The sequence below is a fragment of the Paucilactobacillus suebicus DSM 5007 = KCTC 3549 genome, assembly GCF_001434475.1.
In the GTDB taxonomy this organism is placed as follows: Bacteria; Bacillota; Bacilli; order Lactobacillales; family Lactobacillaceae; genus Paucilactobacillus; species Paucilactobacillus suebicus.
The window spans coordinates 101,727-128,172 of record NZ_AZGF01000002.1 but is presented as its reverse complement, the minus strand read 5'-3'; the positions used below and the strand labels follow the sequence as shown (position 1 = coordinate 128,172).

The following is a 26,446-nucleotide window of genomic DNA, read 5'->3' as shown; positions in this document are numbered from 1 at the left end:
GGAATATCCCCAATTTGCACCGGAACATGAATTACAAAATAATAATTACGTGCAAATTGCACAGGAGGATTTTCAACATGGAACAAGGAACAGTTAAATGGTTTAACGCAGACAAGGGCTTCGGCTTTATCACTCGTGAAGATGGCAACGATGTATTCGTACATTTCTCAGCTATCCAAGGCGACGGCTTCAAGACTCTTGAAGAAGGCCAATCAGTAACTTTCGACGTTGAAGAAAGCGACCGTGGACCACAAGCCGTTAACGTTAACAAGCAGTAATTTGATTATTGCTTTTTCCCCAGATCACACCGTGATCTGGGGCTTTTTTGTTATTGCCATCTTTTTACCGATAGTCCATAATAGTGCAGGTTACTACTAAAAGGGATGGTGAGAACATAATGACCAATCAAGAAAAACAAATCGATGTTATCAATGCATGCTTACTAGCTGGTAGAATTTTGGTTGAGAATGGATCAGAAATTTCACGGGCGGCGGACACGATGCAACGAATTGCCAAGAATGCGGGGATGAAATCGGTTCAGTTATTTGTCACAGTGACTGGCATTATGCTTTCTGTTAATAATCATCCAAATGCACAGGTGGCCGGTATTGACCACAGAACGATTGATTTAGATAAAGTTGCACGTGTAAATGAATTATCTCGTGAATTTGCAGTTGGAAAAATTGAATTGTCGCAGATGGTTGATCGACTTTCTGAAATCGACAACAACACACCAACTTTTCCATTTTGGATAAAGTTTTTGGCAGCCGGGCTGTTGAGCGCAGTTCTGTTGATTGTTTTTACTCATGAATATGTGGATGCTCCGGCCGGATTTGTTATCGGTGCTGTTTGGTATGCGGTATTTTATTTCTTTAATCGTATGTTTAAAGTGCAATTTATTAGTGAGTTTTTTGCTTCAATTGTCATAGGTATAATGGCGGCACTAGCTGTTAAATTTGGTGTCGGCACATACTTGGATAACTTAATCATCGGTGGTGTCATGCCATTAGTTCCTGGCGTACCAATTACAAACGCTGTCAGAGATACGGTTGCCGGTAATCTAATTAGTGGCCCAGCACGTGCCGTTGAGGCATGTCTGTCTGCAGTCGCAATTGGTAGTGGAATTGTTTGTGTATTGCACTTTTTATAGGAGATAAATAATTATGATACTTTCAGTAATCTTTCAATTTGTGATGGCATATATTGCGACAATCTGTTTCGGTGTTATTTTAAATATTCCACACCAGGCGTTTAATTCAGTCGGCCTTATTGGCGGTGTTTCATGGGCGTTTTATTGGGTGCTCTCTCATAATTTTGGCATTGGTATTGCCTTTGGTAACTTGGCAGCGGCACTATTAATTAGTGTTTTAAGTATGTACGCTGCTCGGTACAAGAAAATGCCTGTAATTATCTTTAATATTCCCAGTTTGGTGTCATTTGTGCCAGGTGGTCAAGCTTACAAAATGGTCCGTAATTTTGCAATTGGTAATCCCGATCTTGCGTGGAGTTACTTTATGCAGGTGGTAGTGATCGCAGGTGCGATTGCCATGGGATTTGCTCTGGGTGAATTATATCATCAGGTTGGGATATATAACCATTTGCGAGTGCTTAAGAGACGGTAAAATAGTTTAAGATTGAACATGAGCGATAACATTTATATGGTATACTAAGCAAGATAATTAATTGTTGGAGGAACGAAATTTATGTATATGGAACGCGAACCTGAACGCTTAAGACGTTTTTTAGTCAGCGGCGTCATTTTTTTGGTAATTGCTGCTTTGGTCTTTTCAAACTCAGTAGTATTGCAGCTATTTGATTCTTTACTACAGGCATTTTTTACCGGGACCACAACAGATTTTAGAACAATGCTGATGAAGATAGTTTCGTTCCTTGGCAGTCCCAAGATGTCAATCGTCTATGTAATTATCATTGCATTTTTCCTTTGGGGCTTTAAACTTAAAATTCCCGCCATTTGGGCGATTGCGACATTAATTAGTGGCGATGTAGTTGCCACAATTGTTAAGGATGTTGTTAAACGCGCCCGTCCATCACAACATATGGCTGCTGACAATGGATACAGTTTTCCCAGTGGTCATGTTTTTGGCTTTTTCCTAGTGGCCTCGATATTGTTTATTATTGTGATTCCTAATCTAAAACGTGCTTGGGTGCGCCTGTTTTGGCAAATTGTCCTTGTTTTGTTTATTTTAGTGTTAGCAATTTCGCGTGTTTATCTTTACGCACATTATCCAAGTGACGTGATTGGTTCAATGCTACTCGCCTATACGTGGCTTCAAGTATGTGAGTGGTTATACGTCTGGCTGGCGCCAATCATGAAACGCTGGTCATTTGTAGCCAATTCAGATATCTAATTAATTGCATTTTTTTAACTAACTTGATAGATTTAGGGTAGTAACAAGGCACAAATTATAATAATTGGAGGTCATACTTATGAAGCATTTGCATCGTTCTCAAAACAAGATGTTCTCTGGAGTGATTGCAGGATTTGCTGAGTATTTTGGTTGGGATATTGCTTTAACAAGGGTTGGTTATGCGGCTATTGCAATGTTTACTGGCTTTTTCCCATGCCTACTGATTTATATTGTTGCTGCGATTGTGGTACCTGAAGAATAAAGATCATAAAAAAACGTCTGGCATTCCATAATGGATAGTCAGACGTTTTAATTTATAATGTTTCTGTCAACCATTCGTTCACAAGTGTTGTCCAGTGAGCAACATGTGGCTGGTCGGCATCGGGTTTCCAAGCAGTTTCATTTGTAGCCAGGGCCATACCGTGTGGGCCGTGGCGGAAAATATGCAATTCTTGTTTTATATTAAGTTGTGCTAACGCAGTGCAATATGACAGAGAATTTGCTACTGGTACCATTGGATCGTCACTGGTAACCCAGGTGAATGTTGGTGCATTAAATTTATTGACGTGTTTTTGAGCAGCAAAATCGTTCTTTGTGCCGACTAGTCGACGTAGTTTATCCTCATCGTCTGGAAATCCCATCTCTAAATCAATGACCGGATATCCAAGAATAATGGCATTTGGCTGAATTTTTAATGAAGATACACCGGCCTGAGTGGTGAACCATTGGTCATGCCAGAAATCATTGAACAATGCGACTACCTGACCACCAACGGAAAATCCCATTGGAACAATTTTATCAACGTCAATGTGCCATTCCTCGGCATGATAACGCACTAACTGAATTGCTCTTGCAAGATCGAGAACGGGAAATGGCAAGAGTGGCTCATGATCGCTTTCTAGACTATAATTTAAAACAAAGCATTGATAATGCATGGCTGAAAACGCCAACGCCACATTTTCCGCTTGTTGAGGTTGAATATGAGTAAATGAGCCTCCAGGCACAAAAATGATTGCAGGCATCTGCTGATCATCATGGCGCGGATCCAAGTCTTTAAGATAGCAAGTCAAACTGGCGGATGTTTGAAAAGTATCGTTTTTTAGAGAGTGATTTACAATCTGCAAAACTAAATTCCTCCTGTAAATAATTGTGATTGCTGAGGTCTATTATAATGCAAATTAAATACGAAACGAATCGTTTAATTATTAAAAAAATTGAAATGTCAGATGCTAATGAATTAATGACGATGTTTAATGACCGTGAATTAGAAATGCAAAGTGGTCTAGCCCTGCCAACTAATGAGGCAGAACGCACTATGGCATTTCAAATGATGAGTGTCAGAGATTATATTTATGTTATTAGATTGCGTCAGACCAACCATTTGATTGGAGTTGTGGGACTATACCCATGCTATCTTCCTGATTTGTCAACTGCTGAAAATGATCGGGAATTGGGATATGCCTTAAAACGTGATCAATGGAATCAGGGGATAATGACTGAAACTTGTCAGGTATTGGTAGGCGACTTTTTAGAAGAAAACAGTAATCATATATTGCATGCCAATGTTCTCCCTCGTAATCATCGTTCTTTGAGAGTGTTGCAGAAAGTTGGCTTTGTTGAAACAAAAACGCCTGACTATTTAGTGATAGATGATACTCAAGGTGATAAAATCCATTTGCAATGCGGACCGTTAAAATGAAAATAAGCTTGTAGTTTACTGATGGTGGTGTATAATACTCTCATATCGGAAGAAGAGGTTGCACGTCTCATCAGTCGCGACTGTTAGGTGATTAAGCACTGTAGCAGTTGTTAAAGGGTGGCGTGCCGAAATGGTAAGTCGCTTAATTGGCAAACCGTTGGGTCCTGGTTGAATAAGTCAGGGACTGTCGCAATTACTTGATTGCGGGGCGCTATCGACGATTTGACCAATTAATACATAATTGTAGGTCTTTTTGTTTGGTGTTCTCAAACGAAGAGGCCTTTTTTATTTGGCAAGCGAGGCTCTTTTGATAATTTAATACAAAGGGAGAATTAAGTATGAGTACAACAGAAGAATCACAAGAACATCATGCGGTGAAGAGGTCTCTGAAGACCCGTCACTTATCGATGATTGCTCTTGGTGGCTCAATTGGGACCGGACTATTAATTGCGAGTGGATCAACAATCGCTCAAGCTGGACCTGGTGGAGCCATTGTCGCTTATGTCGTTATGGGAATTATGGTCTATTTTTTAATGACTAGTTTAGGTGAAATGGCAACGTTTATGCCATTGACTGGGTCATTTGCCGCGTATTCGACCAAGTTTGTCGATCCAGCACTAGGATTTGCAATGGGTTGGAACTACTGGTTTAACTGGGCAATTACCATTGCGGTTGAAATTACAACGGCGGGCGTTGTTGTTAACTTTTGGTTGCCTAATGTCCCAAGTTGGATTTTCAGTGCGATTACAATGGTATTTATTTTTCTAATTAACGCACTGTCGGTAAGCTCATTTGGTGAAGCTGAGTATTGGATGGCAATTATCAAGGTTATTACGATTATTATCTTCCTAATTGCCGGTGTTGCCATTATTGTTGGTATTCTTGGCGGGCAGTCAGTTGGTTTCCATAACTTAACTTATAAGAAAGCACCATTTGTTGGCGGATTTTCTTCCATTTTGGGCGTGTTCTTAGTTGCTGGATTCTCATTCCAAGGGACTGAGCTGATTGGTGTGACTGCTGGTGAGTCAGAGACTCCCGAAAAGAGTATTCCACGGGCAATTCATTCAACATTTTGGCGTATTTTATTATTCTATATTTTAGCAATTTTTGTTATCGCATGTATTTTACCTTATACCAGCAAGAATTTACTTGGTTCCTCCGTTTCGGACGTTGCGATGAGCCCATTTACGTTGGTCTTCCGTCGCGCTGGTCTAGCCGCTGCGGCAAGTGTCATGAATGCAGTTATTTTAACGGCTGTTATTTCATCAGCTAATTCGGGGATGTACGCATCTACAAGAATGCTTTATTCGTTATCACTTGAAGGATACGCACCAAGAATTTTTGGCATTACTAACATGCGCGGAATTCCAATTTATGCGTTGATTGGCACGACTGTAATTGGGGCCTTTACGTTTTTAACTGGTATATTTGGCCCTCAAGTTTATGAATTTTTGATTGATGCAAGTGGTATGACCGGGTTCATTGCGTGGTTGGGAATTGCCATTTCTCATTATCGTTTCCGTCGGGCATTTATTCGTCAGGGACACGCAGTTTCTGAGTTAAAATACCATGCAACACTGTTCCCATTTGGACCATTAATGGCACTGGTTCTGTGTATCGTCGTTATCATTGGTCAAGATCCGAGTGCCTTCATTCACTGGAATTGGCAAAAAATTAGTATCACGTATATCGGGGTACCACTGTTCATTATTTTATACGCATATTATAAGATTCGTTACAGAACTCATCTGATTCCCTTGAAAGATGTTGATCTGTCTCCTAAGACTAAGAGTGAATCTTACGAGGGTTAGAGTTAATGTAGGGCTGGGAAGATTTCCTGGCTCTATTTTTTTGGTTGAAACGTGCCAAATAGATCAGATGCCTGCCATGTAAGACCAAAATACAAATATTCAAACCCGGAATATTAGTATTTAGGACTTACATTATGGCATCTAAACGATCTATTTGACACTCTCATACAATTGTAATTAATACTTAATTTCAGTTTTGCCCGTATGATGATACAATAGTTTGCGTGTCTATAAATCGTGTTAAGTAATTGGAGGAAATATTTCATGATCGTATTATCTGGAACCATTGGGGCTGGTAAAACTAGTCTTACACAAATGTTGGCAGATCACTTGGGTAGTAAAGCCTTCTATGAATCTGTCGATGATAACGAAATTTTGCCACTGTTTTATAAGGATCCCAAGAAGTATGCTTTTTTACTCCAAATCTACTTTTTAAATAAACGTCTTGATGAAATTAAAGGCGCATTTGTTAATGATACAGATGTACTGGATCGTTCCATTTTTGAAGATTCCTTGTTATTTGGTCTGAACGCCGATATGGGTCGTGCTACCAAGACTGAAGTTCAGATTTATAACTCGTTGCTTAAAAATATGATGGAAGAATTACCAGATGAACCACATAAAAAGGCACCGGATCTAATGGTTCACATTCATGTATCATTTGATACCATGTTGGCCAGAATTAAAAAACGTGGTCGTACTTATGAGCAAATCGATAGTGATCCATCTTTATATGATTACTATCAAAAATTGAACGAACGATACGTTACATGGTTCAATAATTATGATGAGAGTCCAAAAATAAATATTGATGGTGACAAATATAATTTTGTTGAGGACCCGTCAGCCGCTCAAAAAGTTATGTCAATGATTGATGAAAAAATATCCGCGCTGTCGATTAACTAGTGAGCTACTAACTAAGTTAACGAATCTATTAGGGACTGAGAAATTTAATTTCTCGGTCTTTTTTCTTTTACAAATTGGTGACTTATGAGCGTAAATACTCTATGATTATGTATGTATCCGGATACATATATTAAGGGGCAGGTGAGTTCTTTGATGCAAAAGCATTCATATAAATTATCGCTTCCTAAATTATTGACGATTGGATTTGTGACGATTATTTTGATCGGTAGCATCTTGCTTAAACTACCTATCGCCAGCCGACCTGGGGTAACAACTCATTATATTGATGCGTTGTTTACAGCTACCTCTGCAACTTGTGTAACTGGGATGACCACAGTCAATACGATTGCGCATTGGTCACTGTTTGGTCAGTTAGTAATCATGGTTTTAGTTGAAATCGGTGGCTTAGGGTTCATGACATTCACGGTGTTACTCTTTTCGATGCTAAGACGTCAACCAACACTAACCACAAGGGCTCTTGTCAAAGAATCACTTAGCTTAGAAAGTTTGGCGGACGTTAAGACGGTTACTAGATATGTAATTGGCCTGTCTTTAACCATTCAAATGATTGGGGTAGTTCTACTCAGTTTTGACCTTGTACCACGATACGGATGGATTAAGGGTATTTATTACAGCATTTTTCATTCAGTAATGGGATTTTGTAATGCTGGCTTTGATTTATTTGGTAATAGTTTAGAAAATTTTGGCAACGATCCTTATGTTATCTTTATCTTGTCGATTTTGATTGTTGCTGGTGGGTTGGGTTTTCTGGTATGGCGTGATATTCTGCTTTGGCCACACCGACATCGTGTATCGCTTCATACAAAAATCTCGCTAACAACCTCTGCAACACTAACAACGGGTGCTACCATTATTTTTTGGTTTACAGAACACGGGATGGCTAAGATGCCAGGACACGCTGATACTTGGGCAAGAATGGTGGATACCTTCCTACTTGCAGTTTCTCCAAGAACAGCGGGGCTTCAAGTAATGCCATATACCAGTGTTTCAATGGCAGAAATTATTATTACGATGATGTTGATGTTTATTGGTGGGACGCCTGGTTCAACTGCTGGTGGTGTTAAGACAACAACTATTGGTATTTTATGGCTACAAAGTTGGGCTGCATTGAGAGGTAGAGAAGACGTGGAGTTTGCTCATCGGCGGTTCACCAGGGCTAATATTTACCGTGCATCAATGCTTGTGTTTGTCAGTACAATTGTTGTAGTTATCGCTGTCGTTTTATTGTCAATCTTTGAGACCATCCCTAAAGGGCAAGGACTGGAATATATCATGTTTGAGGCACTATCGGCGTTTGGCACCGCCGGTATGACAATGGGCCTTACTTCTGATTTAACGATACCTGGTAAAGTGATTATTATGGCTCTTATGTTTATTGGCCGTGTTGGTCTGTTCACAGTCATGTATACAATTCTAAATGCTGACCGTAATAAAAAACATTATCGTTATGTAGAAGAGAGTGTCATGATCGGTTAATTATCAGAGGAGGAAGTCTAATGAAACAGTCATTTGCAGTGATTGGACTCGGCCGTTTTGGATTGAGTCTATGTCAATCCTTGACAGCTTCAGGTCAAGATGTGTTAGCAATTGATAATGATGAAGAACTGATTGAAAGTTATAAGGAAGTTGTCACGCAGGCGGTTGTTGCTGACGCACAAGACGAAGAAGCAATGCGGGAACTTGATTTAGGCAACTTTGATCACGTGATTGTTGCGGTTGGTCAGAATATTCAAGCAAGTATGCTGGCAACGTTGATTGTTAAAGAATTAGGTGCTAAACATGTCATTGCAAAGGCGGAAACTGCAATGCACGGGCGGGCACTTAGTAAAATTGGAGCAGATCAAATTGTTTTCCCTGAGCGTGATATGGGTGTAAGAGTGGCAAGACGATTGTTGAGTCATAATATTTTAAACTACTTATCGATTAGTGATGAGTACACGCTTGCTGAGCTTCAGGTTGAGAATGAACATTTTAGTGGCAAAACCTTGGCAGAATTAGATTTCCGCCGGCATTTTGGATTAACGGTGGTGGCCATTAAACACGATACTAAGGTAGTGATCTCGCCTGGTGCTCATGCCACTTTAGCAATGGGTGATACGGTATCTGTGGTTGGCGCTACGATGGATGTGGAACACCTCGACAAGAAGATGTCTGAATGAGCTTTTGTGCTTATAAATAATCAAAAAATGTGTTTGACAATTATTTTTCTAAATGATAAAGTTAAATAGTTGTTTTGAGACATGTTTTATGGAGGATTAGCTCAGTTGGGAGAGCGTCTGCCTTACAAGCAGAGGGTCACAGGTTCGAGCCCTGTATCCTCCATTCACTACAATTGAATATTTAGTGATTAGGTATACATGCGGATGTGGCGGAACTGGCAGACGCGCTAGATTTAGGTTCTAGTATCTTTATGATGTGGGGGTTCGAGTCCCTTCATCCGCATTATGTATGCCGACTTAGCTCAGTTGGCAGAGCATCTGTCTTGTAAACAGGGGGTCGGAGGTTCGAATCCTCTAGTCGGCATTGAATAGATATATCATAATTAACGTAATTCCTGATTAATTATGTGATTGATATTCAAGTTAGCAATGTTTGATTATCTACTCATTTTTTATGAATACTTACTCAAATTTTGTTGACACAAAGTAGTTGATCGTGTAACATTGATTGAGTCGAAAGCCTTTACGGTTCGACGTTAATAAGTATTGCGGAAGTAGTTCAGTGGTAGAACATCACCTTGCCATGGTGGGGGTCGCGGGTTCGAATCCCGTCTTCCGCTTTTTTTATTTCTTGCACCCATAGCGCAATTGGATAGAGTGTCTGACTACGAATCAGAAGGTTGTAGGTTCGACTCCTACTGGGTGCATCATCGGGAATTAGCTCAGCTTGGTAGAGCGCAGCGTTCGGGACGCTGAGGTCGCACGTTCGAATCGTGTATTCCCGACTAGCTAATTTCCATTAGGTACTGGCATATGATGCTGGTGCTTTTTTATTTCGCTGGCAAATAGGCAGGAGTCCAGATGAACACTGGATTCCTGCCTATTTAGTTTGAAGTTAGTTCAAATAATTGATTAAATGATTTAGTTTTTAAATGAATGGATTGGAGCTGGAATCCTGCCACCTCGTGCCACAAATTCTGTTGGTTGACTTTCGCTAACCTTCATTACGGGTGCATGGCCGAACAAGCCACCAAAGTTAATATCATCGCCAACTTTCTTACCTGTAGCTGGAATAATTCTAATGGCGGTGGTCTTGTTATTGATCATGCCAATTGCTGCTTCGTCCGCTAAAATGCCGCTGATTGTTTGCGCTGTCGTGTCGCCAGGTACGGCAATCATATCGAGACCAACGGAACAAACGGCCGTCATTGCTTCCAATTTTTCAATACTGAGATTATTAGCTTGAACCGCTTTGATCATACCAGCATCTTCAGAAACCGGAATGAAGGCACCAGATAGACCACCAACGTGGCTGCAAGCCATAATACCACCTTTTTTAACGGCATCATTAAGCATTGCTAATGCGGCGGTCGTCCCTGGAGCACCGACACTATCTAGGCCGATTTCCTCTAGAATTTCGGCAACGGAATCACCAGGTGCAGGAGTTGGTGCTAACGAGAGGTCAACAATTCCAAAGGGAACATCTAGCCGTTGTGATGCAATTTGTCCAACCAACTGGCCGACTCGCGTTACCTTAAAAGCCGTCTTTTTGATTGTTTCTGCAACTACGTCGAATGATTCACCCTTGACTTGCTCGAGTGCTCTTTTCACTACGCCAGGGCCACTAATCCCCATGTTGATGACGCAATCAGCCTCTCCGACACCGTGAAAAGCTCCTGCCATGAATGGGTTATCTTCAACGGCATTGCAAAAAGCTACCAGGTTCATACATTTTTGTGGGTTAATTGCTGCAATTTTTTTAACAATTTGTCCGACTTCCTGGACTGCATCCATGTTGATACCTGCTCGGGTTGAGCCAACGTTAATTGAACTGCAGACGCGACTAGTATTTTTTAGTGCTTCTGGAATCGAGTTAATCAACTTACGATCACCTGATTGGTAACCTTTTTGAACTAGAGCAGAAAATCCACCAATAATATCAATACCCAGATCAGTGGCGGCCTTATCAAGAGTCACAGCAAAATCTACGTAGTTATCAGTATCGCTAGCCGCTGCCACTAGCGCAATTGGTGTAACCGAAATTCGTTTGTTAACGATCGGAACACCGTATTCACGCTCAATTTCTTCAGCCACCGTAACCAGATTTTTGGCTTTTGTGGTGATCTTATCATAAATTCTCTGGCATGCTCGTTTGCTATCACCATCGATACAGTCAAGTAAGGAGATTCCCATTGTGATTGTTCTGATATCCAAATGTTCCTCTTCGATCATTTGGATTGTATCCTGAATTTGTCTCGTTTCCATGCAGCCTCTCCTTAAATCTTTTGAATAGCGTCAAATAATTCTTGCCGTTGCGTGTGAATGTCGACACCAATTGATTGGCCTAATTCAGTTAATGATTTTTGAACAGTATCGAATGATGTTTTATCCGTGGTGAATTCTCCCATTAACATCATGGTAAAGCTGCCGTGCATCAGGGTTTGTGACATATCAATGATATTAACGTTGCGTTCGGCTAGTTGCTTGCTGACAGAAGCAACAATGCCAACTTTATCGTTGCCGACAACGGTAATGATTATTTTCATAACAAAAGCTCCTCTTCTATAAATTAATCCCTATTATATAGAAAAAATATAACAATAGCTGGGAAAAATTAAAATATCATTAAAATTTTTCAATAAACGTTCGCATACGAACGAAATTTTAAAAAAGTGAATTTTTTTTGAATTTAGTGCAATTGTTTTAAGTCCAAACAATTAACATTTTGAGTCGTTGATATAAAACGTCTGTATGATCATTAACACCCGTAACTATTAAAAACACTATACTAAATCAGGTATCAAGCTAGTATTGACATTAAAGGGGCTGAACGGTAATGTATTAAACGGTTCACGTCATTAATTAACTCTCTGGGTATGGAGAAGTGAACCAAAGAGAACGGAGGATACGGAATGCTTAGTAATTTTGGAACGCCACGTATGCGCCGAATTGCCTACGTGGTGTTGGCCGTGTTGGTACCAGCTGTTTTATTGATTGCTATTTTTAATTTTATTCAATACGAACAAAAAGCAGCGACCAAAAACGTGCCGGTTGCCGTGGTTAATAATGACCAGGCTGCCGAAAGCAACGGTCAAACAATTAATGTCGGGAAGCAAGTGGTGAGCACCCTTAAAAAGGATCACCAGGTTAAATGGGAATTTGTGAGCGAATCAACTGCTAAGAAACAATTGGCGGATGGGGATGCTTACTTAGAAATTGAATTACCAAAGAATTTCTCGGAAAATGCCACAACGGCTTTAGCCAAGAATCCCAAGGTTAGTTTGATTAAGCTACATACATCAAAAAGAAATAACTTCTTGTCATCGATGGTGACATCCACGGTAGCGGATACCGTGCAGTCACAGGTCAAGACAAAAGTTCAAAAAGTTTATAGTGAACAATTATTGAGTGCCATTAAAAAGCTTGGTGATGGAACTAAGCAGGCCGCATCTGGGACAAACCAGTTAAATGACGGTATGATCCAGATCAAGAGCGGTAATCAAGAAATCACCAGGAATCTTGACTTATTAGCTACCAAAATGGTGACTTTTGAAGCCGGTGCTAAAACTTTAAATACTGGTGTTAAGACATACACCAGTGGTGTTGATACCTTAGTTTCAGGTAACAAACAGTTACTTGCTGGTATTGAAGAATTACAAACGCAAGCTGAACCATTAGTTAGTGGTACTGCCCAACTTGCGAGTGGAGCACAGACATTGTCAAGTGGGGTTGACCAGTACACCGGTGGAGTTTCACAGGTTACTAGTGGTAATCAACAAATTTACAATGGCTTAGGTCAGCTAAATAGCAAGACTGGTGCGCTGGAATCAGGTACTAAACAGTTAGCATCAGGTTCGTCACAATTATCGACAGGTGTTAAGAAGTATACTGACGGTGTTAGTTCGGTTAATACCGGCTTTGGTCAAATTAGAGCTGCGGTTGCTGCCAACGATAAATTGGTGACAACATTAAACGGTATGACTGACCAAATGGGTAAAGCACGAACAGATACAGCTCAGCTACAATCCGAAATGTCACAGTTGCAAAGTGGATTGAGTACATTGAGTCAACTTGCTCCTTTGCTTGATCAAATTAGTACTGCTAAGACGCAGATTAATACGTTACAATCACAGATGAAATTAGCAAACATGATCGCTAAGACACCTGATCAAGTTAATACTGACACAGCAGCTGCAAGCTCGACACAGTCAGCATTAGACAGTGCAATTGCATCTGTATCAGATCCAACTGAAAAAGCAGCACTTGAATCAGCGTCAAATGCAAATAAGACCGCTAATTCGAAGGTTGCTACTGATGCAAAGAATACTGCAAATGCATATAAGATGGTCACTAACACAGCGACAACGTCATTGACTCAGTTTAGTAATGAATTAAGCGGTGCAAACCTTACAACGGCTGATGCTGATGCAATGCTTAAGCAAGTTCAAACAATTGAGGATGAAGCAAATACAGTGTTTAGTGAAACAGAACCTTTGATGTCACAAAATACTGTTAACACTCTTAATCAGATTTTAGCAAATTCAAAAGCATTAACTCCTGCTTTGAATCAATTACAATCACAAGGATTAGATCAATTAACGAATAGTAGCACCGTATCACAATTAACGTCTGGTGCTTCTCAACTTGCATCAGGAAACAATTCACTAGCAAGTCAAGCACCTGCTCTCGCCAGTGGAGTTCAACAGTTATTTGCCGGAAGCAAGCAAGTTGTCTCAGGCGGTAACCAGTTGAATGCTAATTCGTCAGCTCTGGTTAGTGGAGCCGCACAATTAGCAACTGGTAACTCCACTCTTGCAGCTTCTGCACCAGCATTGATTAGTGGTGTTTCTCAACTTGTGACAGGAAGCAAGACTATTGTGACTGGTGGCAATAAATTAACCAGTGCTAGCTCACAATTAACAAGTGGAACACAACAGATTTATGATGGGACAGTTCAAGCTAAGTCTGGTGCTGATCAGTTAGCTAATGGATCACAAACTCTGGGCGATGGCTTAGATACCGCTGCAGCGGGTGTTGGTACATTGAACTCGAAGCTTCAAGACGGTGCTGATCAAATTGGTACTGTTCACGATGGATCAGGTAATGTTCAACATTTTGCCACACCAATTAGTAATAAAGAACTTGGATCGACCAACGAAAACTTGAAGAACACATTTGCACCATTAATGTTAGCTTTAGTATTGTTTATTGGTGCCGTGGTCACTCAATTAGGTCTATTTACTCCAGAACGTCGCAAACGTCACACATTGTTTGAAGAACCATTATTGGCAATCGGCTTAACAGCTGTTGCCCAGGCTGCTCTTGCTGATATCCTAATTGCAATTTTGGGTGTTAGTGTCCAAAGCTGGTTTGGATTAACGTTCTTCTCACTAATCGTGTCAGTTCTGTTTACTGGAATCTGTATGACACTTTACCATTTGTTTGGTCGCGTCGGCGTCTTGTTTGCAGTATTGCTTGCATTACTACAAATTATTATCACCGGCCAAGTATTTCCAAACGCGATGTTGTCATCGTTCTATCAAGGCGTTGCAAGTATCTTGCCGATGACGCATGCCATCCAAGGATTCGATGCACTAATTAATGGAACAAACTATAACGTCTTACTGGCAATTATCTACTTGATTGTATTTACAGCCGTATTGGCTGGCATTGCATATCTTGTTGATGTACTGGTTGCTCGTCGAATAGATCGACAGGCCGCTGAAGGCGAAGAAAAATAAGTAAGTTAAAAGTTGAGACTGTGCCGATCGATTGATGTTGATCGGCACAGTTTTTGCGATTTGAGTTAAATATATTTGCATTTAACTCAAGACTTTGTATAATATTAGTCAACATTAGTCAAAGAATGGGGAATCAATATGGAAGGTCAAAATATTTCAGATGTAATTGAACGATATTTAAAGACTATTTTGGCTGATTCAGAACACATTGAGATTAGACGTTCAGAGATTGCAAATTTGTTTGATGTGGTTCCGTCACAAATTAACTACGTCATTAAGACTCGCTTTACGATTCAAAATGGCTACTTAGTTGAAAGTAAACGTGGCGGCGGTGGTTATATTCGAATTGAGAAGGTCAATTTACTAGATGACATTGATGTATTGAATTCATTAATTAAGGTAATTGGGACCTCAATTAGTGAGCGAGACGCTGTATCTATCATTCAAACGTTGTATGATGAGAACGTGGTTAGTCGTCGCGAAGCAGATTTAATGGTTGTGGCGATTGACAAGTCAACGTATTCGATCAGTGATCGGCAACTGGAGGATGCTCTGCGAGCCAACATTTTGATTTCGTTGTTAAATCGACTGCGTTACGAGAGTTAGAGAAAGAGGGGAATTGCGATGGATAACCTATTTACACCTAGTGCTAAGAACGTTTTGGTACTGGCACAAGAACAAGCAAAGTATTTTAAGCACCAAGCAGTAGGAACTGAGCATTTGTTACTGGCACTTAGTATTGAACAAAACGGGATTGCAAATAAGGTGTTACAACAGTTTTCAATCACTGAAGACGATGTCCGCGAAGAAATCGAGCGATTCACCGGCTATGGAACGTTAAGCAATGTCGACAAGGATACGTATTTACCATATTCACCAAAGGCTAAAGAAATTTTGGCTGCAGCGGGGGATGAAGCAAAGCGATTAGGTGCAGTTAAAATTGGTACCGAACATTTGCTACTTGCTTTGTTGGCTGATGATAGCATTTTGTCATCACGTATCTTGTTAAACTTAAATGTAGATCTTAATCAAACCCGTAAGAATGTACTACGTCGTTTGGGAGTGTCAGATACTCCTAAGCGTCATCAAGCTGGTAACCGAGCAAAATCTTCACAGCCACAAGGCACACCAACTCTGGACTCATTGGCTCGTGACTTAACTCAGAGTGCTCGTGAAGACAAAATGGATCCCGTTGTTGGACGTGAACAAGAAGTTCGCCGCGTGATTCAAATCTTAAGCCGTCGAACCAAAAACAATCCTGTTTTGATTGGTGAGCCAGGTGTCGGTAAAACAGCAATTGCTGAAGGATTGGCACAAAGAATTGTTGCAGGTAATGTACCTGAAGATTTGGCGCAAAAACGAATTATGATGCTTGATATGGGCTCACTAGTTGCTGGTACAAAGTACCGTGGCGAATTTGAAGATCGTTTGAAAAAAGTAATTGATGAAATTTATCATGATGGACATGTCATCTTATTTATTGATGAATTGCATACTCTGATTGGTGCAGGTGGTGCTGAAGGTGCTATCGACGCATCTAACATCTTGAAGCCAGCGTTGGCTCGTGGTGAGTTGCAGACGATTGGAGCCACAACATTGGATGAGTATCAAAAATACATTGAGTCTGATGCTGCTTTGGAACGTCGTTTTGCGACTGTACAGGTTGATGAACCAACAGAAGATGAAGCAGTTGCTATTTTGAAGGGACTGCGTAGTCGCTACGAGGACCATCACCACGCAGAAATTACGGACGATGCTGTGATTCAAGCGGTTAAGCTATCAGCACGTTACATCAGTGACCGTTTCTTGCCTGATAAGGCAATTGACCTGATGGATGAAGCAGCCGCTAAAGTTCGAATCGATGCTGAAGAGAATCCAAGCAAGCAGTCTAAGCAGGCTGCTAAGCTTGAAAAACTTCGTAAAGATAAAGAAAAGGCGATTGAGGATCAAAACTTTGATTTAGCTGCTGAGATTAGACAACAGGAATTAAAGCTTAAGGAAAAACTTGATAAGCAGGCAGAAAAACAGTCTGATGACAAGCAATATGATCTTCAAGTTGGCGAAGAAGATGTAGCCCAGGTTGTTGCTGAGTGGACGGGAATTCCATTGACTCAACTTCGGAAAACTGAAAGTGAACGTCTTGTGAACCTGGAAAAAATCTTGCACGAACGAGTAATTGGGCAAGAAGAAGCTGTTTCTGCGGTCGCCCGTGCGATTCGACGGGCCCGTAGCGGACTTAAAGATCCTAATCGTCCGATTGGTTCATTTATGTTTCTTGGACCTACCGGTGTTGGTAAGACCGAACTTGCAAAAGCATTGGCTGAAGCAATGTTTGGTTCTGAAGATAACATGATTCGTGTCGATATGTCTGAATATATGGAGAAGTATAGTACCAGTCGTCTAATTGGTGCCGCTCCAGGATATGTCGGCTATGATGAAGGTGGACAGTTGACCGAAAAGGTTCGTCAACACCCATACTCAGTCGTTCTTCTTGATGAAGCTGAAAAAGCCCATCCGGACGTCTTCAACTTGTTATTGCAAGTTCTCGATGATGGATTCTTAACGGACGCCAAGGGACGTAAGGTGGACTTTAGAAACACTATTTTGATTATGACTTCTAACTTAGGTGCAACGGCACTGCGTGATGACAAGGAAGTTGGTTTTGGTGCAAAGGATGTTCAACAAGATTACAAGGCAATGTCCGGAGCAATTACTGAACAGCTTAAATTGCATTTCCGTCCAGAATTCCTGAACCGAATTGATGAAACAATCATCTTCCATTCACTTAAGAAAGAAGAACTACATCAAATTGTTAAGTTGATGTCTAAGGAACTGGTAAAACGAGTTGCAGAACAGGCAATTACGGTAAGGTTCTCACCAGCGGCGATTGACGTAGTGGCAAAGGCAGGATTCGATCCAGAATATGGTGCACGCCCAATCAGACGCGCACTACAGACTGAAGTTGAAGATAAGCTAAGTGAGGCAATGCTAGCCGGTCAAATCAAGATTGGTGACACAGTATCAATCGGAGCCAACCACGGTAAGATCAAGGTAAGTGTAACCGATGATCAACAGAATTCTAAGTTGATTTCTACGAAATAGAGTGAAGCAAAAGACGGATTGAACCGTTTCATATAACAGATAAGGCCATGTATCGCCCGTACTTTGGGCGATGCATGGCCTTATCTGTTATATGATGTGGTTCAGTCTTTTGCTTCACGTTTCTGCTAGAAAAAATGGGAGAGAAAAAAGCCCGAAGGGCAAAAGAACTTAAAACAAGCAACGATTGCAACACGTCAACTTATTTTGTCATCTAATAAGATTCAGTCTTTATAATTACGATTTTGCCTAAAAAAGAAAAAAGTCTTAAACAAATCAGTATTTCAAGTGTAGTCAGCTAGTTTATTTAACCACTATCACCCGTATACACCCTGATAATTCAAGAAGTTTTGATCACCATATTTCGCTCTGTCAATAACAACGCTGAAAAAATATTAAAAATTATCAATTTTTGGTTGTAAAATTATAAGTTTCAGTCGATAATTGAACTTAAAGATTAAAATTAGATAATAAGTAAGTATCTAGATTGAGGGGAATTTTAATGAAACGCGCCGAACAGTTAGAACAAACAAGAACGGCGATCTTAGTTACCGCCAGAAAATTGTTTTTGAAAAATGGGTACCAAAATACGTCTACGAGGGATATTGCCGGAGAAATTGGCATTACGCAGCCGGCTCTTTACCATCATTTTAACGATAAGGAAGTTATTTTTCTTGAAGTGATCGCTGAAATTGGTAAAGAAGTTCGCAATAATGTTAATAAGGTAATGCGTAAACAGAATTTAAGTGCCGATGAGCGTCTGTTTCAAATTACGAAGATACTAACTAAAATCCACCATAACAGTATCACCACATTGATCTATGAAAGCTATAAGGAATTATCAGCCAGTGGTAAAAGAAAGCTAGAGATGTTATTCAAGATGAATTACATTGCACCATTAGCTGACTATTTCAAACTACCAGAAGTTAATTTGAGGGCTGAAATTTTACCGGATGAGGCGGCTGAGCTATATTTGTCGGATATTAATACATTGTTTGGGAGCTTTAATCGACTAGGTGGACACCAACTTTCAAATGATGAAAGAGTTAAATTGATTCTGAAGTTTGTGTTGTACGGAATTGCCGGTGAAAAATAAATAAAGAACTTACAAGCACGAGTGTTGACTTGTGCAATATGAATGGATATAATAATGTCTGTATGTAGTTGCGAGTTCATTTGAATCATGTGATCTATTGTCCATGTGGTTCTTCATAAAAACCAAAGATAGCAATGGCTATTTTTGGATTTTTTTTGCTCAAATTCAGGTAATATTATGATTTGTAATCAAATTGTAATATTTGAATGAGAGATGAACTTGCGGAATAAATTAGAGAGGTGAACAGCTTGGCCGGACATTTAGTAGAATACGGTAAACACCGTACCCGTCGTAGTTATTCTCGAATCAAGGAAGTTCTTGATTTACCTAACTTGATTGAAATCCAAACCAACTCTTATCAGTGGTTCTTGGATGAAGGTCTGCGGGAAATGTTTGATGACATTATGCCAATTGATGATTTCCAAGGAAAGTTGTCATTGGAATTCGTTGACTATCAGTTATTAGAACCGAAGTATACAGTAGATGAGGCGCGTGAACACGATGCCAACTATTCTGCTCCACTACACGTTACCCTTCGTCTTACCAATCACGAAACTGGCGAAATTAAGTCGCAAGATGTTTTCTTTGGCGACTTCCCGCTGATGACGGAACAAGGTACGTTTATTATTAATGGTGCAGAACGGGTTATCGTTTCACAATTAGTTCGTTCCCCTGGCATTTATTTTAACGAAGAACTCGATAAGAATGGTCGCCCTAGTTACGGTGCAACCTTCATTCCAAACCGTGGTGCATGGCTTGAATATGAAACTGATGCCAAGAATATTGCGTATGTCAGAATTGACCGGACTCGTAAGATTCCACTTACAGAATTGGTTCGTGCTTTAGGATTTGGATCAGACGATGAAATTATCGACATGTTTGGTGGTAGTGAATCACTAGCGTTGACACTCGATAAGGATGTTCATAAGAACAATGAAGACTCACGTGTTGAAGAATCATTGAAAGATATTTACGAACGTCTCCGTCCAGGAGAGCCCAAAACTGCTGATTCGTCACGTAGTTTGCTGACCGCTCGTTTCTTTGATCCAAAGCGTTATGATATGGCTCCCGTTGGTCGTTACAAGGCTAACAAGAAGCTTAATTTGAAGACACGTCTTTTGAATCAAACGTTAGCTGAGACACTAGCTGATCCTGAAACTGGTGAAGTTATTGCCGCTAAGGGTACTTTAATTACCAAAGAAGTTATGCGTGATTTGGAAGGCTACTTGGATCGTGATGATTTTAAGATGATCACGTACACACCTTCAGATGAGGCCGTTGTGACTGCTCCAGTTCAACTTCAAAAAGTCATGGTTTACTCAAAGGTTGACCCTGAACGCGAAGTACCAATGATTGGTAATGGTCACATTGATTTGAAATTGAAGCACATTCAGCCAGCCGATATTTTGGCTTCAATGAATTACTTCTTCAACCTTGAAGAAGGCATTGGTAACACCGATGATATTGATCACTTGGGTAACCGTCGTATTCGCTCAGTTGGTGAATTACTCCAAAACCAATTTCGTATTGGCTTATCACGGATGGAACGTGTGGTTCGTGAACGGATGTCAATTCAAGATTCAGCTACCGTTACGCCTCAACAATTGATTAATATTCGTCCAGTAGTTGCTTCAATTAAGGAATTCTTTGGATCATCTCAACTGTCACAATTCATGGATCAAACAAATCCACTGGGTGAATTAACACATAAGCGTCGTTTATCTGCCCTTGGACCTGGTGGTTTGACTCGTGATCGTGCCGGTTATGAAGTCCGTGATGTGCACTATACTCATTACGGTCGGATGTGCCCAATTGAAACTCCTGAAGGACCTAACATTGGATTGATCAACAGTTTGTCAAGCTATGCCCGGGTTAACAAGTATGGCTTCATCGAGACACCATATCGTCGTGTTTCGTGGGAAACTCATAAAGTTACCGATAAGATTGACTATTTAACTGCTGATGAAGAAGATAATTATGTTATTGCACAAGCTAACTCACCATTAGAGGATGATGGTTCATTCGTTGATGATACAGTTATGGCGCGTGCACAATCAGATAATATTGAAACAAACATCAACAATGTTGACTACATGGATGTTTCTCCTAAGCAAGTAGTTGCTGTAGCCACTGCATGTATTCCTTTCTTGGAAAACGATGATTCTAACCGTGCTTTGATGGGTGCCAACATGCAACGTCAAGCTGTACCTTTGCTTAGACCACATTCACCATTAGTTGGTACTGGTATTGAATATAAAGCAGCCCATGATTCTGGTGTTGCAATGATTTGTAAGAACGAAGGTACAGTTGATTATGTTGATGCTCGCGAAATTCGTGTTCGTCAGGATAACGGTACTATTGATACTTACAAGTTGATGAAGTTCCGTCGTTCAAACGGTGGTAAAAACTACAACCAAACACCAATCGTTAAGTTGGGCGATCACGTTGATAAGAGTGAAATCTTAGCCGATGGTCCATCAATGGAAAATGGTGAATTAGCTTTAGGTCAAAACCCACTTGTTGCCTTCATGACATGGCAAGGATATAACTTCGAAGATGCGATCGCCATTAACGAACGACTGGTTCGTGATGATGTTTACACTTCAATTCATATCGAATCTTATGAATCTGAAGCTCGTGACACTAAACTTGGACCAGAAGAAATGACTCGCGAAATTCCTAACGTCGGTGAAGATGCCTTAAAGGATCTTGACGAAGACGGAATCATCCGTGTCGGTGCCGAAGTTCATGATGGAGACATTTTAGTTGGTAAGGTTACTCCTAAGGGTGTTACTGAATTATCAGCTGAAGAACGTTTGCTGCACGCTATTTTTGGTGAAAAATCTCGTGAAGTTCGTGATACTGCTCTTCGTGTACCTCATGGTGGTGGCGGTATTGTTCAAGACGTTCAAATCTTCACTCGTGAGAACGGTGACGAATTATCTCCCGGTGTTAACATGATGGTTCGTGTCTTCATCGCCCAAAAGCGTAAGCTTCAGGTTGGTGATAAGATGGCCGGACGTCATGGTAACAAAGGTACTGTGTCTGTTGTTATTCCACAAGAAGACATGCCATATATGCCAGATGGTACTCCAATCGACATTATGTTGAGCCCAATGGGTGTTCCTTCACGTATGAACATCGGACAAGTTATTGAATTGCATTTGGGGATGGCTGCTCGTGAATTAGGTATTCATGTTGCTACTCCAGTTTTCGATGGTGCAACCGATGATGATGTTTGGTCCGCTGTTCGTGAAGCAGGACTTCCTTCTGATGGTAAGACTGTTCTTTATGATGGCCGTACCGGTGAAGCATTTGATAACCGAATTGCCGTTGGTGTTATGCATTACATGAAGCTCGCCCACATGGTTGACGATAAGATCCATGCTCGTTCAATTGGACCTTACTCATTAGTTACCCAACAGCCACTTGGTGGTAAAGCTCAATTTGGTGGCCAACGTTTCGGTGAAATGGAAGTTTGGGCCTTGGAAGCTTATGGTGCTGCTTATACATTGCAAGAAATCTTGACTTACAAGTCTGATGATGTTGTTGGTCGTGTTAAGACTTACGAAGCAATTGTGAAGGGTGAGCCAATTCCAAAGCCAGGTGTTCCTGAATCATTCCGTGTGCTTGTTAAAGAACTACAAGCTCTCGGCCTTGATATGAAGGTTCTAGATGGTCAGAAACAAGAAATTGAACTTCGTGATATGGATGATGACGGTGACGAAGTTGTGAATGTTGATGCATTGAGCAAATATGCCCAAGAACAACAAGCAAAGCAGGAAGCTGAGCAAAAGCAACAAGATACGCCAACAGAAGAACCACAAAAAGATTAATTCGTTATTAGATGAGAACACTAAGTTAAGGAGGATCATCCTTTGATTGATGTCAATAATTTTGAAAGCATGCAAATCGGTCTGGCATCTCCAGATAAGATTCGTAGTTGGTCGTATGGTGAAGTAAAAAAGCCTGAAACAATCAACTACCGTACTCTTAAGCCAGAACGCGATGGCTTGTTTGATGAACGAATCTTCGGCCCAACTAAAGATTGGGAATGTGCTTGTGGTAAGTACAAGCGGATTCGTTACAAGGGTGTTGTGTGTGACCGCTGTGGTGTTGAAGTTACTCGTTCAAAGGTTCGTCGTGAACGGATGGGCCATATTGAATTAGCAGCTCCTGTTACTCATATCTGGTACTTTAAGGGTATCCCAAGTCGTATGGGCTTGGTCTTAGATATGAGCCCTCGCGCACTTGAAGAAATAATTTACTTTGCGTCATACGTTGTTTTAGATGCAGGTGATACTGCTCTTGAAAAGAAACAGTTATTATCAGAACGCGAATATCGTGATAAGAAGCTTGAATTAGGCAATCGTTTCACAGCTGAAATGGGTGCTGAAGCGATTAAAAAGCTTTTGTCCGAAGTTGATTTGGATAAAGAAGCTGCTGAACTTAAGGAAGAATTGAAGGAAGCTTCTGGTCAGAAACGGACACGTGCTGTTCGTCGCTTGGACATTTTGGAAGCATTCATCAAGTCAGGTAATAATCCTGAATGGATGGTTATGGATGTTGTTCCAGTTATGCCACCTGACTTACGCCCAATGGTTCAACTTGAAGGTGGCCGTTTTGCAACCTCAGATTTGAACGATTTGTATCGTCGGGTTATTAACCGTAACAATCGTCTTAAGCGATTGCTTGATTTAAATGCACCTGGCATTATTGTTCAAAACGAAAAACGGATGTTGCAAGAAGCCGTTGATGCGCTGATTGATAACGGTCGTCGTGGCCGTCCGGTTGCTGGTCCTGGTAACCGTCCACTTAAGTCACTGTCTCACTTACTCAAAGGTAAGCAAGGACGATTCCGGCAAAACTTACTTGGTAAGCGTGTTGACTACTCTGGTCGTTCAGTTATCGATGTTGGTCCATCACTGCGAATGAACCAAATGGGCTTACCAGTGCCAATGGCAATGGAATTATTCAAGCCATTCATCATGAAAGAATTAGTTAAGCGTGAATTAGCTTCGAATATTAAGAATGCTAAGCGCAAGATTGACCGTCAAGATGATGACGTTTATGACGTTCTTGAAGATGTTATTAAGGAGCACCCGGTTCTCTTGAACCGTGCACCTACTCTTCACCGTTTGGGAATTCAAGCCTTTGAACCAGTGCTCGTATCTGGCAAGGCAATGCGTGTACATCCGCTTGTGTGTGAAGCTTATAACGCAGATTTCGATGGTGACCAAATGGCTATCCACGTTCCGTTATCTGATGAAGCACAAGCAGAAGCTCGAATTTTAATGCTTGCTGCTGGACACATTCTGTCACCACGTGATGGCCAACCAGTGGTTACACCTTCTCAAGATATGGTTATTGGTAACTACTACCTAACCATTGAAGAGAGTGGTCGTGAAGGCGAAGGCATGATATTTAAAGATATCGATGAAGCACGAACTGCTTATCAAAACAATTACGTGCACTTGCATACCAGAATTGGTGTGTTAACCTCATCAATGCCTAAGAAGCCATTCACAGCTGCTCAACAGGGTAAGGTCTTGATCACCACAGTTGGTAAGCTAATCTTCAACGACATTTTGCCAGAAGATTTAACATATTTAAATGAACCAACTAAAGACAATCTAACGAATGGTGTTAATGATAAGTACATCTTGGATGCTGGCGAAGATCTGAAGGCACATTTAAGTGATATGCCTTTGATTCCACCATTTAAGAAGGGCTTCTTATCAGACATTATTGCCGAAGTCTATAAGCGTTACAAAGTAACTGCTACATCATTACTTTTGGACCGTATGAAGGATTTGGGCTACTATGAATCAACTATTTCAGGACTGACAGTTGGTATTACTGATATTACTGATTTGAAGGAAAAACCTGAAATTATCGAACAGGCTCATAAAGAAGTTGCTACAATCACTAAGCAATTCCGTCGTGGTTTAATTACCGATGACGAACGTTATGAACGTGTTATTGGTGTTTGGAATGACGCTAAGGATGAGGTACAACAGAAGTTGCTTGATGGTATGGATATCCATAACCCAATCAACATGATGTCCGATTCTGGTGCTCGTGGTAACATTTCAAACTTTACTCAATTAGCTGGTATGCGTGGCTTGATGGCTGCACCTAATGGTAAGATTATGGAGCTGCCTATCTTATCGAACTTCCGTGAAGGACTAAACGTTTTGGAAATGTTTATTTCCACTCATGGTGCTCGTAAAGGTATGACTGATACCGCTTTGAAGACTGCCAACTCTGGTTACTTAACTCGTCGTTTGGTTGATGTTGCCCAAGATGTTATTGTTCGTGAAAAGGACTGTGGTACTGACCGCGGGCTTGAAATCACTGCAATTACTGATGGCAATGAAATGATTGAACCTTTGTATGATCGGATTCTCGGACGTTACACGCTTAAGTCAGTTTACAATCCAGAAACTGGTGAAAAGATTGTTGGTCGTGATGAGATGATCGATGAAGACATTGCAGATAAAATTGTTGATGCCGGTGTGACTAAGGTAACTATCCGCTCTGCATTTACTTGCAACACTAAGCATGGTGTTTGTGAACGTTGTTACGGTCGCAATGCTGCAACTGGTGATCGAGTTGAAGCCGGTGAAGCTGTTGGTACCGTTGCCGCACAATCAATCGGTGAACCAGGTACACAACTTACAATGCGTAACTTCCATACTGGTGGTGTTGCTGGTAATGAAGATATCACACAAGGTCTTCCACGTATTCAAGAAATCGTTGAAGCTCGTAACCCTAAAGCCAAGGCTGTGGTTTCTGAAGTTACTGGTACAGTTGAGTCAATCGAAGAAAATCCTGCAGAACGTACAAAGGATGTTACGATTAAGGGTGAAACCGATACTCGTACCTACACTTTGCCACTTACTGCTCGTTTGAAGACTGCCGAAGGTGAATTTGTTCACCGTGGTGCTGCTCTTAACGAAGGTTCAATTGATCCTAAGGAATTGCTTCAGGTACGCGATGTCCTTTCAACCGAAACATACCTATTAACTGAAGTTCAAAAGGTTTATCGTATGCAAGGTATTGAAATTTTGGATAAGCATATTGAAATCATGATTCGTCAGATGTTACGTAAGGTCCGTGTTATGGATCCAGGTGATACTGATGTCTTGCCTGGTGCATTACTTGACATTAATGATTTCCGTGATGACAACTATAAAACATTGGTTGCTGGTGGTGTCCCCGCCACTGCACGTCCTGTTATCTTGGGAATTACAAAAGCTGCTCTTGAAACGAATAGTTTCTTATCAGCTGCGTCATTCCAAGAAACTACTCGTGTGTTGACGGATGCTGCTATTCGCGGTAAGAACGATCCTCTTGTTGGTTTAAAGGAAAATGTTATCATTGGTAAGATTATTCCTGCCGGTACTGGGATGGGACAATATCGCAATATCAAGCCTAAGGAAGTTAGTGCCGCTTCAACAAACGGCGTCTACTCAATTAGTGATCTTGAACAACAAATGAAAGAACAAGAGCAGGAATAATACCCTGTTAAAAAAGCCGAAT

19 protein-coding genes, 6 tRNA genes and 1 riboswitch are annotated in these 26,446 nt (G+C 40.8%); of the genes, 22 read left to right on the top strand and 3 right to left on the bottom strand.

Annotated elements, in window-relative coordinates; genetic code table 11:
• Positions 1-77 precede the first annotated feature (77 nt).
• The 5 genes from FD16_RS01610 (at position 78) to FD16_RS01590 (ending at position 2,631) form a co-directional block, all read left to right on the top strand.
• Positions 78-278, top strand: a complete 201-nt coding sequence (locus tag FD16_RS01610; RefSeq protein WP_010621601.1) for a cold-shock protein — start codon at positions 78-80, stop codon at positions 276-278.
• Positions 279-397: 119 nt separating this feature from the next.
• Entirely contained in the window at positions 398-1,150 is a 753-nt protein-coding gene (locus tag FD16_RS01605) for a threonine/serine exporter family protein (RefSeq protein WP_010621602.1), read from the top strand.
• A gap of 13 nt (positions 1,151-1,163) precedes the next feature.
• Positions 1,164-1,622, top strand: a complete 459-nt coding sequence (locus FD16_RS01600; RefSeq protein WP_010621603.1) for a threonine/serine exporter family protein — start codon at positions 1,164-1,166, stop codon at positions 1,620-1,622.
• Positions 1,623-1,703: 81 nt separating this feature from the next.
• Positions 1,704-2,369, top strand: a complete 666-nt coding sequence (locus tag FD16_RS01595) for a phosphatase PAP2 family protein (protein ID WP_010621604.1) — start codon at positions 1,704-1,706, stop codon at positions 2,367-2,369.
• A 79-nt stretch (positions 2,370-2,448) separates the two neighbouring features.
• Positions 2,449-2,631 carry a PspC domain-containing protein gene (locus tag FD16_RS01590; protein ID WP_010621605.1) on the top strand — a complete coding sequence of 61 codons (183 nt, stop codon included), beginning with the start codon at positions 2,449-2,451 and terminating at the stop codon, positions 2,629-2,631.
• A 52-nt stretch (positions 2,632-2,683) separates the two neighbouring features.
• Here FD16_RS01590 and FD16_RS01585 read toward each other — a convergent pair whose 3' ends face one another.
• A complete protein-coding gene (locus FD16_RS01585; RefSeq protein WP_010621606.1) occupies positions 2,684-3,493 on the bottom strand; it encodes a lp_1002 family arylesterase in 810 nt (269 codons plus the stop codon).
• Positions 3,494-3,540: 47 nt separating this feature from the next.
• Between FD16_RS01585 and FD16_RS01580 the strand changes: the two genes are divergently transcribed.
• From FD16_RS01580 to FD16_RS01530, 11 genes are all read left to right on the top strand, one after another.
• Entirely contained in the window at positions 3,541-4,068 is a 528-nt protein-coding gene (locus tag FD16_RS01580; RefSeq protein ID WP_010621607.1) for a GNAT family N-acetyltransferase, read from the top strand.
• A 44-nt stretch (positions 4,069-4,112) separates the two neighbouring features.
• A riboswitch (Lysine riboswitch) is annotated at positions 4,113-4,290 on the top strand.
• Between the two features lie 116 nt (positions 4,291-4,406).
• Positions 4,407-5,879 (top strand): amino acid permease, encoded by a 1,473-nt coding sequence (locus tag FD16_RS01575; protein ID WP_010621608.1) that lies wholly within the window; start codon positions 4,407-4,409, stop codon positions 5,877-5,879.
• A gap of 264 nt (positions 5,880-6,143) precedes the next feature.
• Positions 6,144-6,785 (top strand): deoxynucleoside kinase, encoded by a 642-nt coding sequence (locus tag FD16_RS01570; RefSeq protein ID WP_010621609.1) that lies wholly within the window; start codon positions 6,144-6,146, stop codon positions 6,783-6,785.
• A gap of 153 nt (positions 6,786-6,938) precedes the next feature.
• Positions 6,939-8,282 carry a TrkH family potassium uptake protein gene (locus tag FD16_RS01565; RefSeq protein ID WP_010621610.1) on the top strand — a complete coding sequence of 448 codons (1,344 nt, stop codon included), beginning with the start codon at positions 6,939-6,941 and terminating at the stop codon, positions 8,280-8,282.
• Between the two features lie 20 nt (positions 8,283-8,302).
• Complete coding sequence (locus FD16_RS01560; RefSeq protein WP_010621611.1) at positions 8,303-8,965, top strand: potassium channel family protein; 663 nt, start codon at positions 8,303-8,305, stop codon at positions 8,963-8,965.
• Positions 8,966-9,055: 90 nt separating this feature from the next.
• Positions 9,056-9,128: transfer RNA gene (locus FD16_RS01555), tRNA-Val, on the top strand.
• A gap of 37 nt (positions 9,129-9,165) precedes the next feature.
• Positions 9,166-9,248 (top strand) — tRNA-Leu (locus FD16_RS01550).
• Positions 9,249-9,256: 8 nt separating this feature from the next.
• Positions 9,257-9,329 (top strand) — tRNA-Thr (locus tag FD16_RS01545).
• A gap of 184 nt (positions 9,330-9,513) precedes the next feature.
• Positions 9,514-9,585, top strand: a tRNA-Gly gene (locus tag FD16_RS01540).
• Positions 9,586-9,598: 13 nt separating this feature from the next.
• Positions 9,599-9,672, top strand: a tRNA-Arg gene (locus FD16_RS01535).
• Between the two features lie 4 nt (positions 9,673-9,676).
• Positions 9,677-9,750: transfer RNA gene (locus tag FD16_RS01530), tRNA-Pro, on the top strand.
• 136 nt (positions 9,751-9,886) lie between these two features.
• On the opposite strand, the gene FD16_RS01525 is transcribed toward FD16_RS01530, so the two are convergent.
• Together FD16_RS01525 and FD16_RS01520 are read right to left on the bottom strand one after the other, a co-directional pair.
• Complete coding sequence (locus tag FD16_RS01525; RefSeq protein WP_010621612.1) at positions 9,887-11,230, bottom strand: PFL family protein; 1,344 nt, start codon at positions 11,228-11,230, stop codon at positions 9,887-9,889.
• 11 nt (positions 11,231-11,241) lie between these two features.
• Positions 11,242-11,511, bottom strand: coding sequence for an ACT domain-containing protein (locus FD16_RS01520; RefSeq protein WP_010621613.1), 270 nt, complete (start codon positions 11,509-11,511; stop codon positions 11,242-11,244).
• 366 nt (positions 11,512-11,877) lie between these two features.
• On the opposite strand from FD16_RS01520, the gene FD16_RS01515 reads away from it, so the two are divergent.
• From FD16_RS01515 to rpoC, 6 genes are all read left to right on the top strand, one after another.
• On the top strand, positions 11,878-14,706 hold the full coding sequence (locus FD16_RS01515) for a YhgE/Pip domain-containing protein (protein ID WP_010621614.1): 2,829 nt from the start codon (positions 11,878-11,880) through the stop codon (positions 14,704-14,706).
• Between the two features lie 138 nt (positions 14,707-14,844).
• Complete coding sequence (locus FD16_RS01510; RefSeq protein ID WP_010621615.1) at positions 14,845-15,312, top strand: CtsR family transcriptional regulator; 468 nt, start codon at positions 14,845-14,847, stop codon at positions 15,310-15,312.
• 18 nt (positions 15,313-15,330) lie between these two features.
• Entirely contained in the window at positions 15,331-17,808 is a 2,478-nt protein-coding gene (locus FD16_RS01505) for an ATP-dependent Clp protease ATP-binding subunit (RefSeq protein ID WP_010621616.1), read from the top strand.
• 499 nt (positions 17,809-18,307) lie between these two features.
• A complete protein-coding gene (locus FD16_RS01500) occupies positions 18,308-18,901 on the top strand; it encodes a TetR/AcrR family transcriptional regulator (RefSeq protein WP_010621617.1) in 594 nt (197 codons plus the stop codon).
• 239 nt (positions 18,902-19,140) lie between these two features.
• A complete protein-coding gene (rpoB, locus tag FD16_RS01495) occupies positions 19,141-22,737 on the top strand; it encodes a DNA-directed RNA polymerase subunit beta (RefSeq protein ID WP_033385639.1) in 3,597 nt (1,198 codons plus the stop codon).
• A gap of 42 nt (positions 22,738-22,779) precedes the next feature.
• A complete protein-coding gene (rpoC, locus tag FD16_RS01490; protein WP_010621619.1) occupies positions 22,780-26,424 on the top strand; it encodes a DNA-directed RNA polymerase subunit beta' in 3,645 nt (1,214 codons plus the stop codon).
• Positions 26,425-26,446 lie beyond the last annotated feature (22 nt).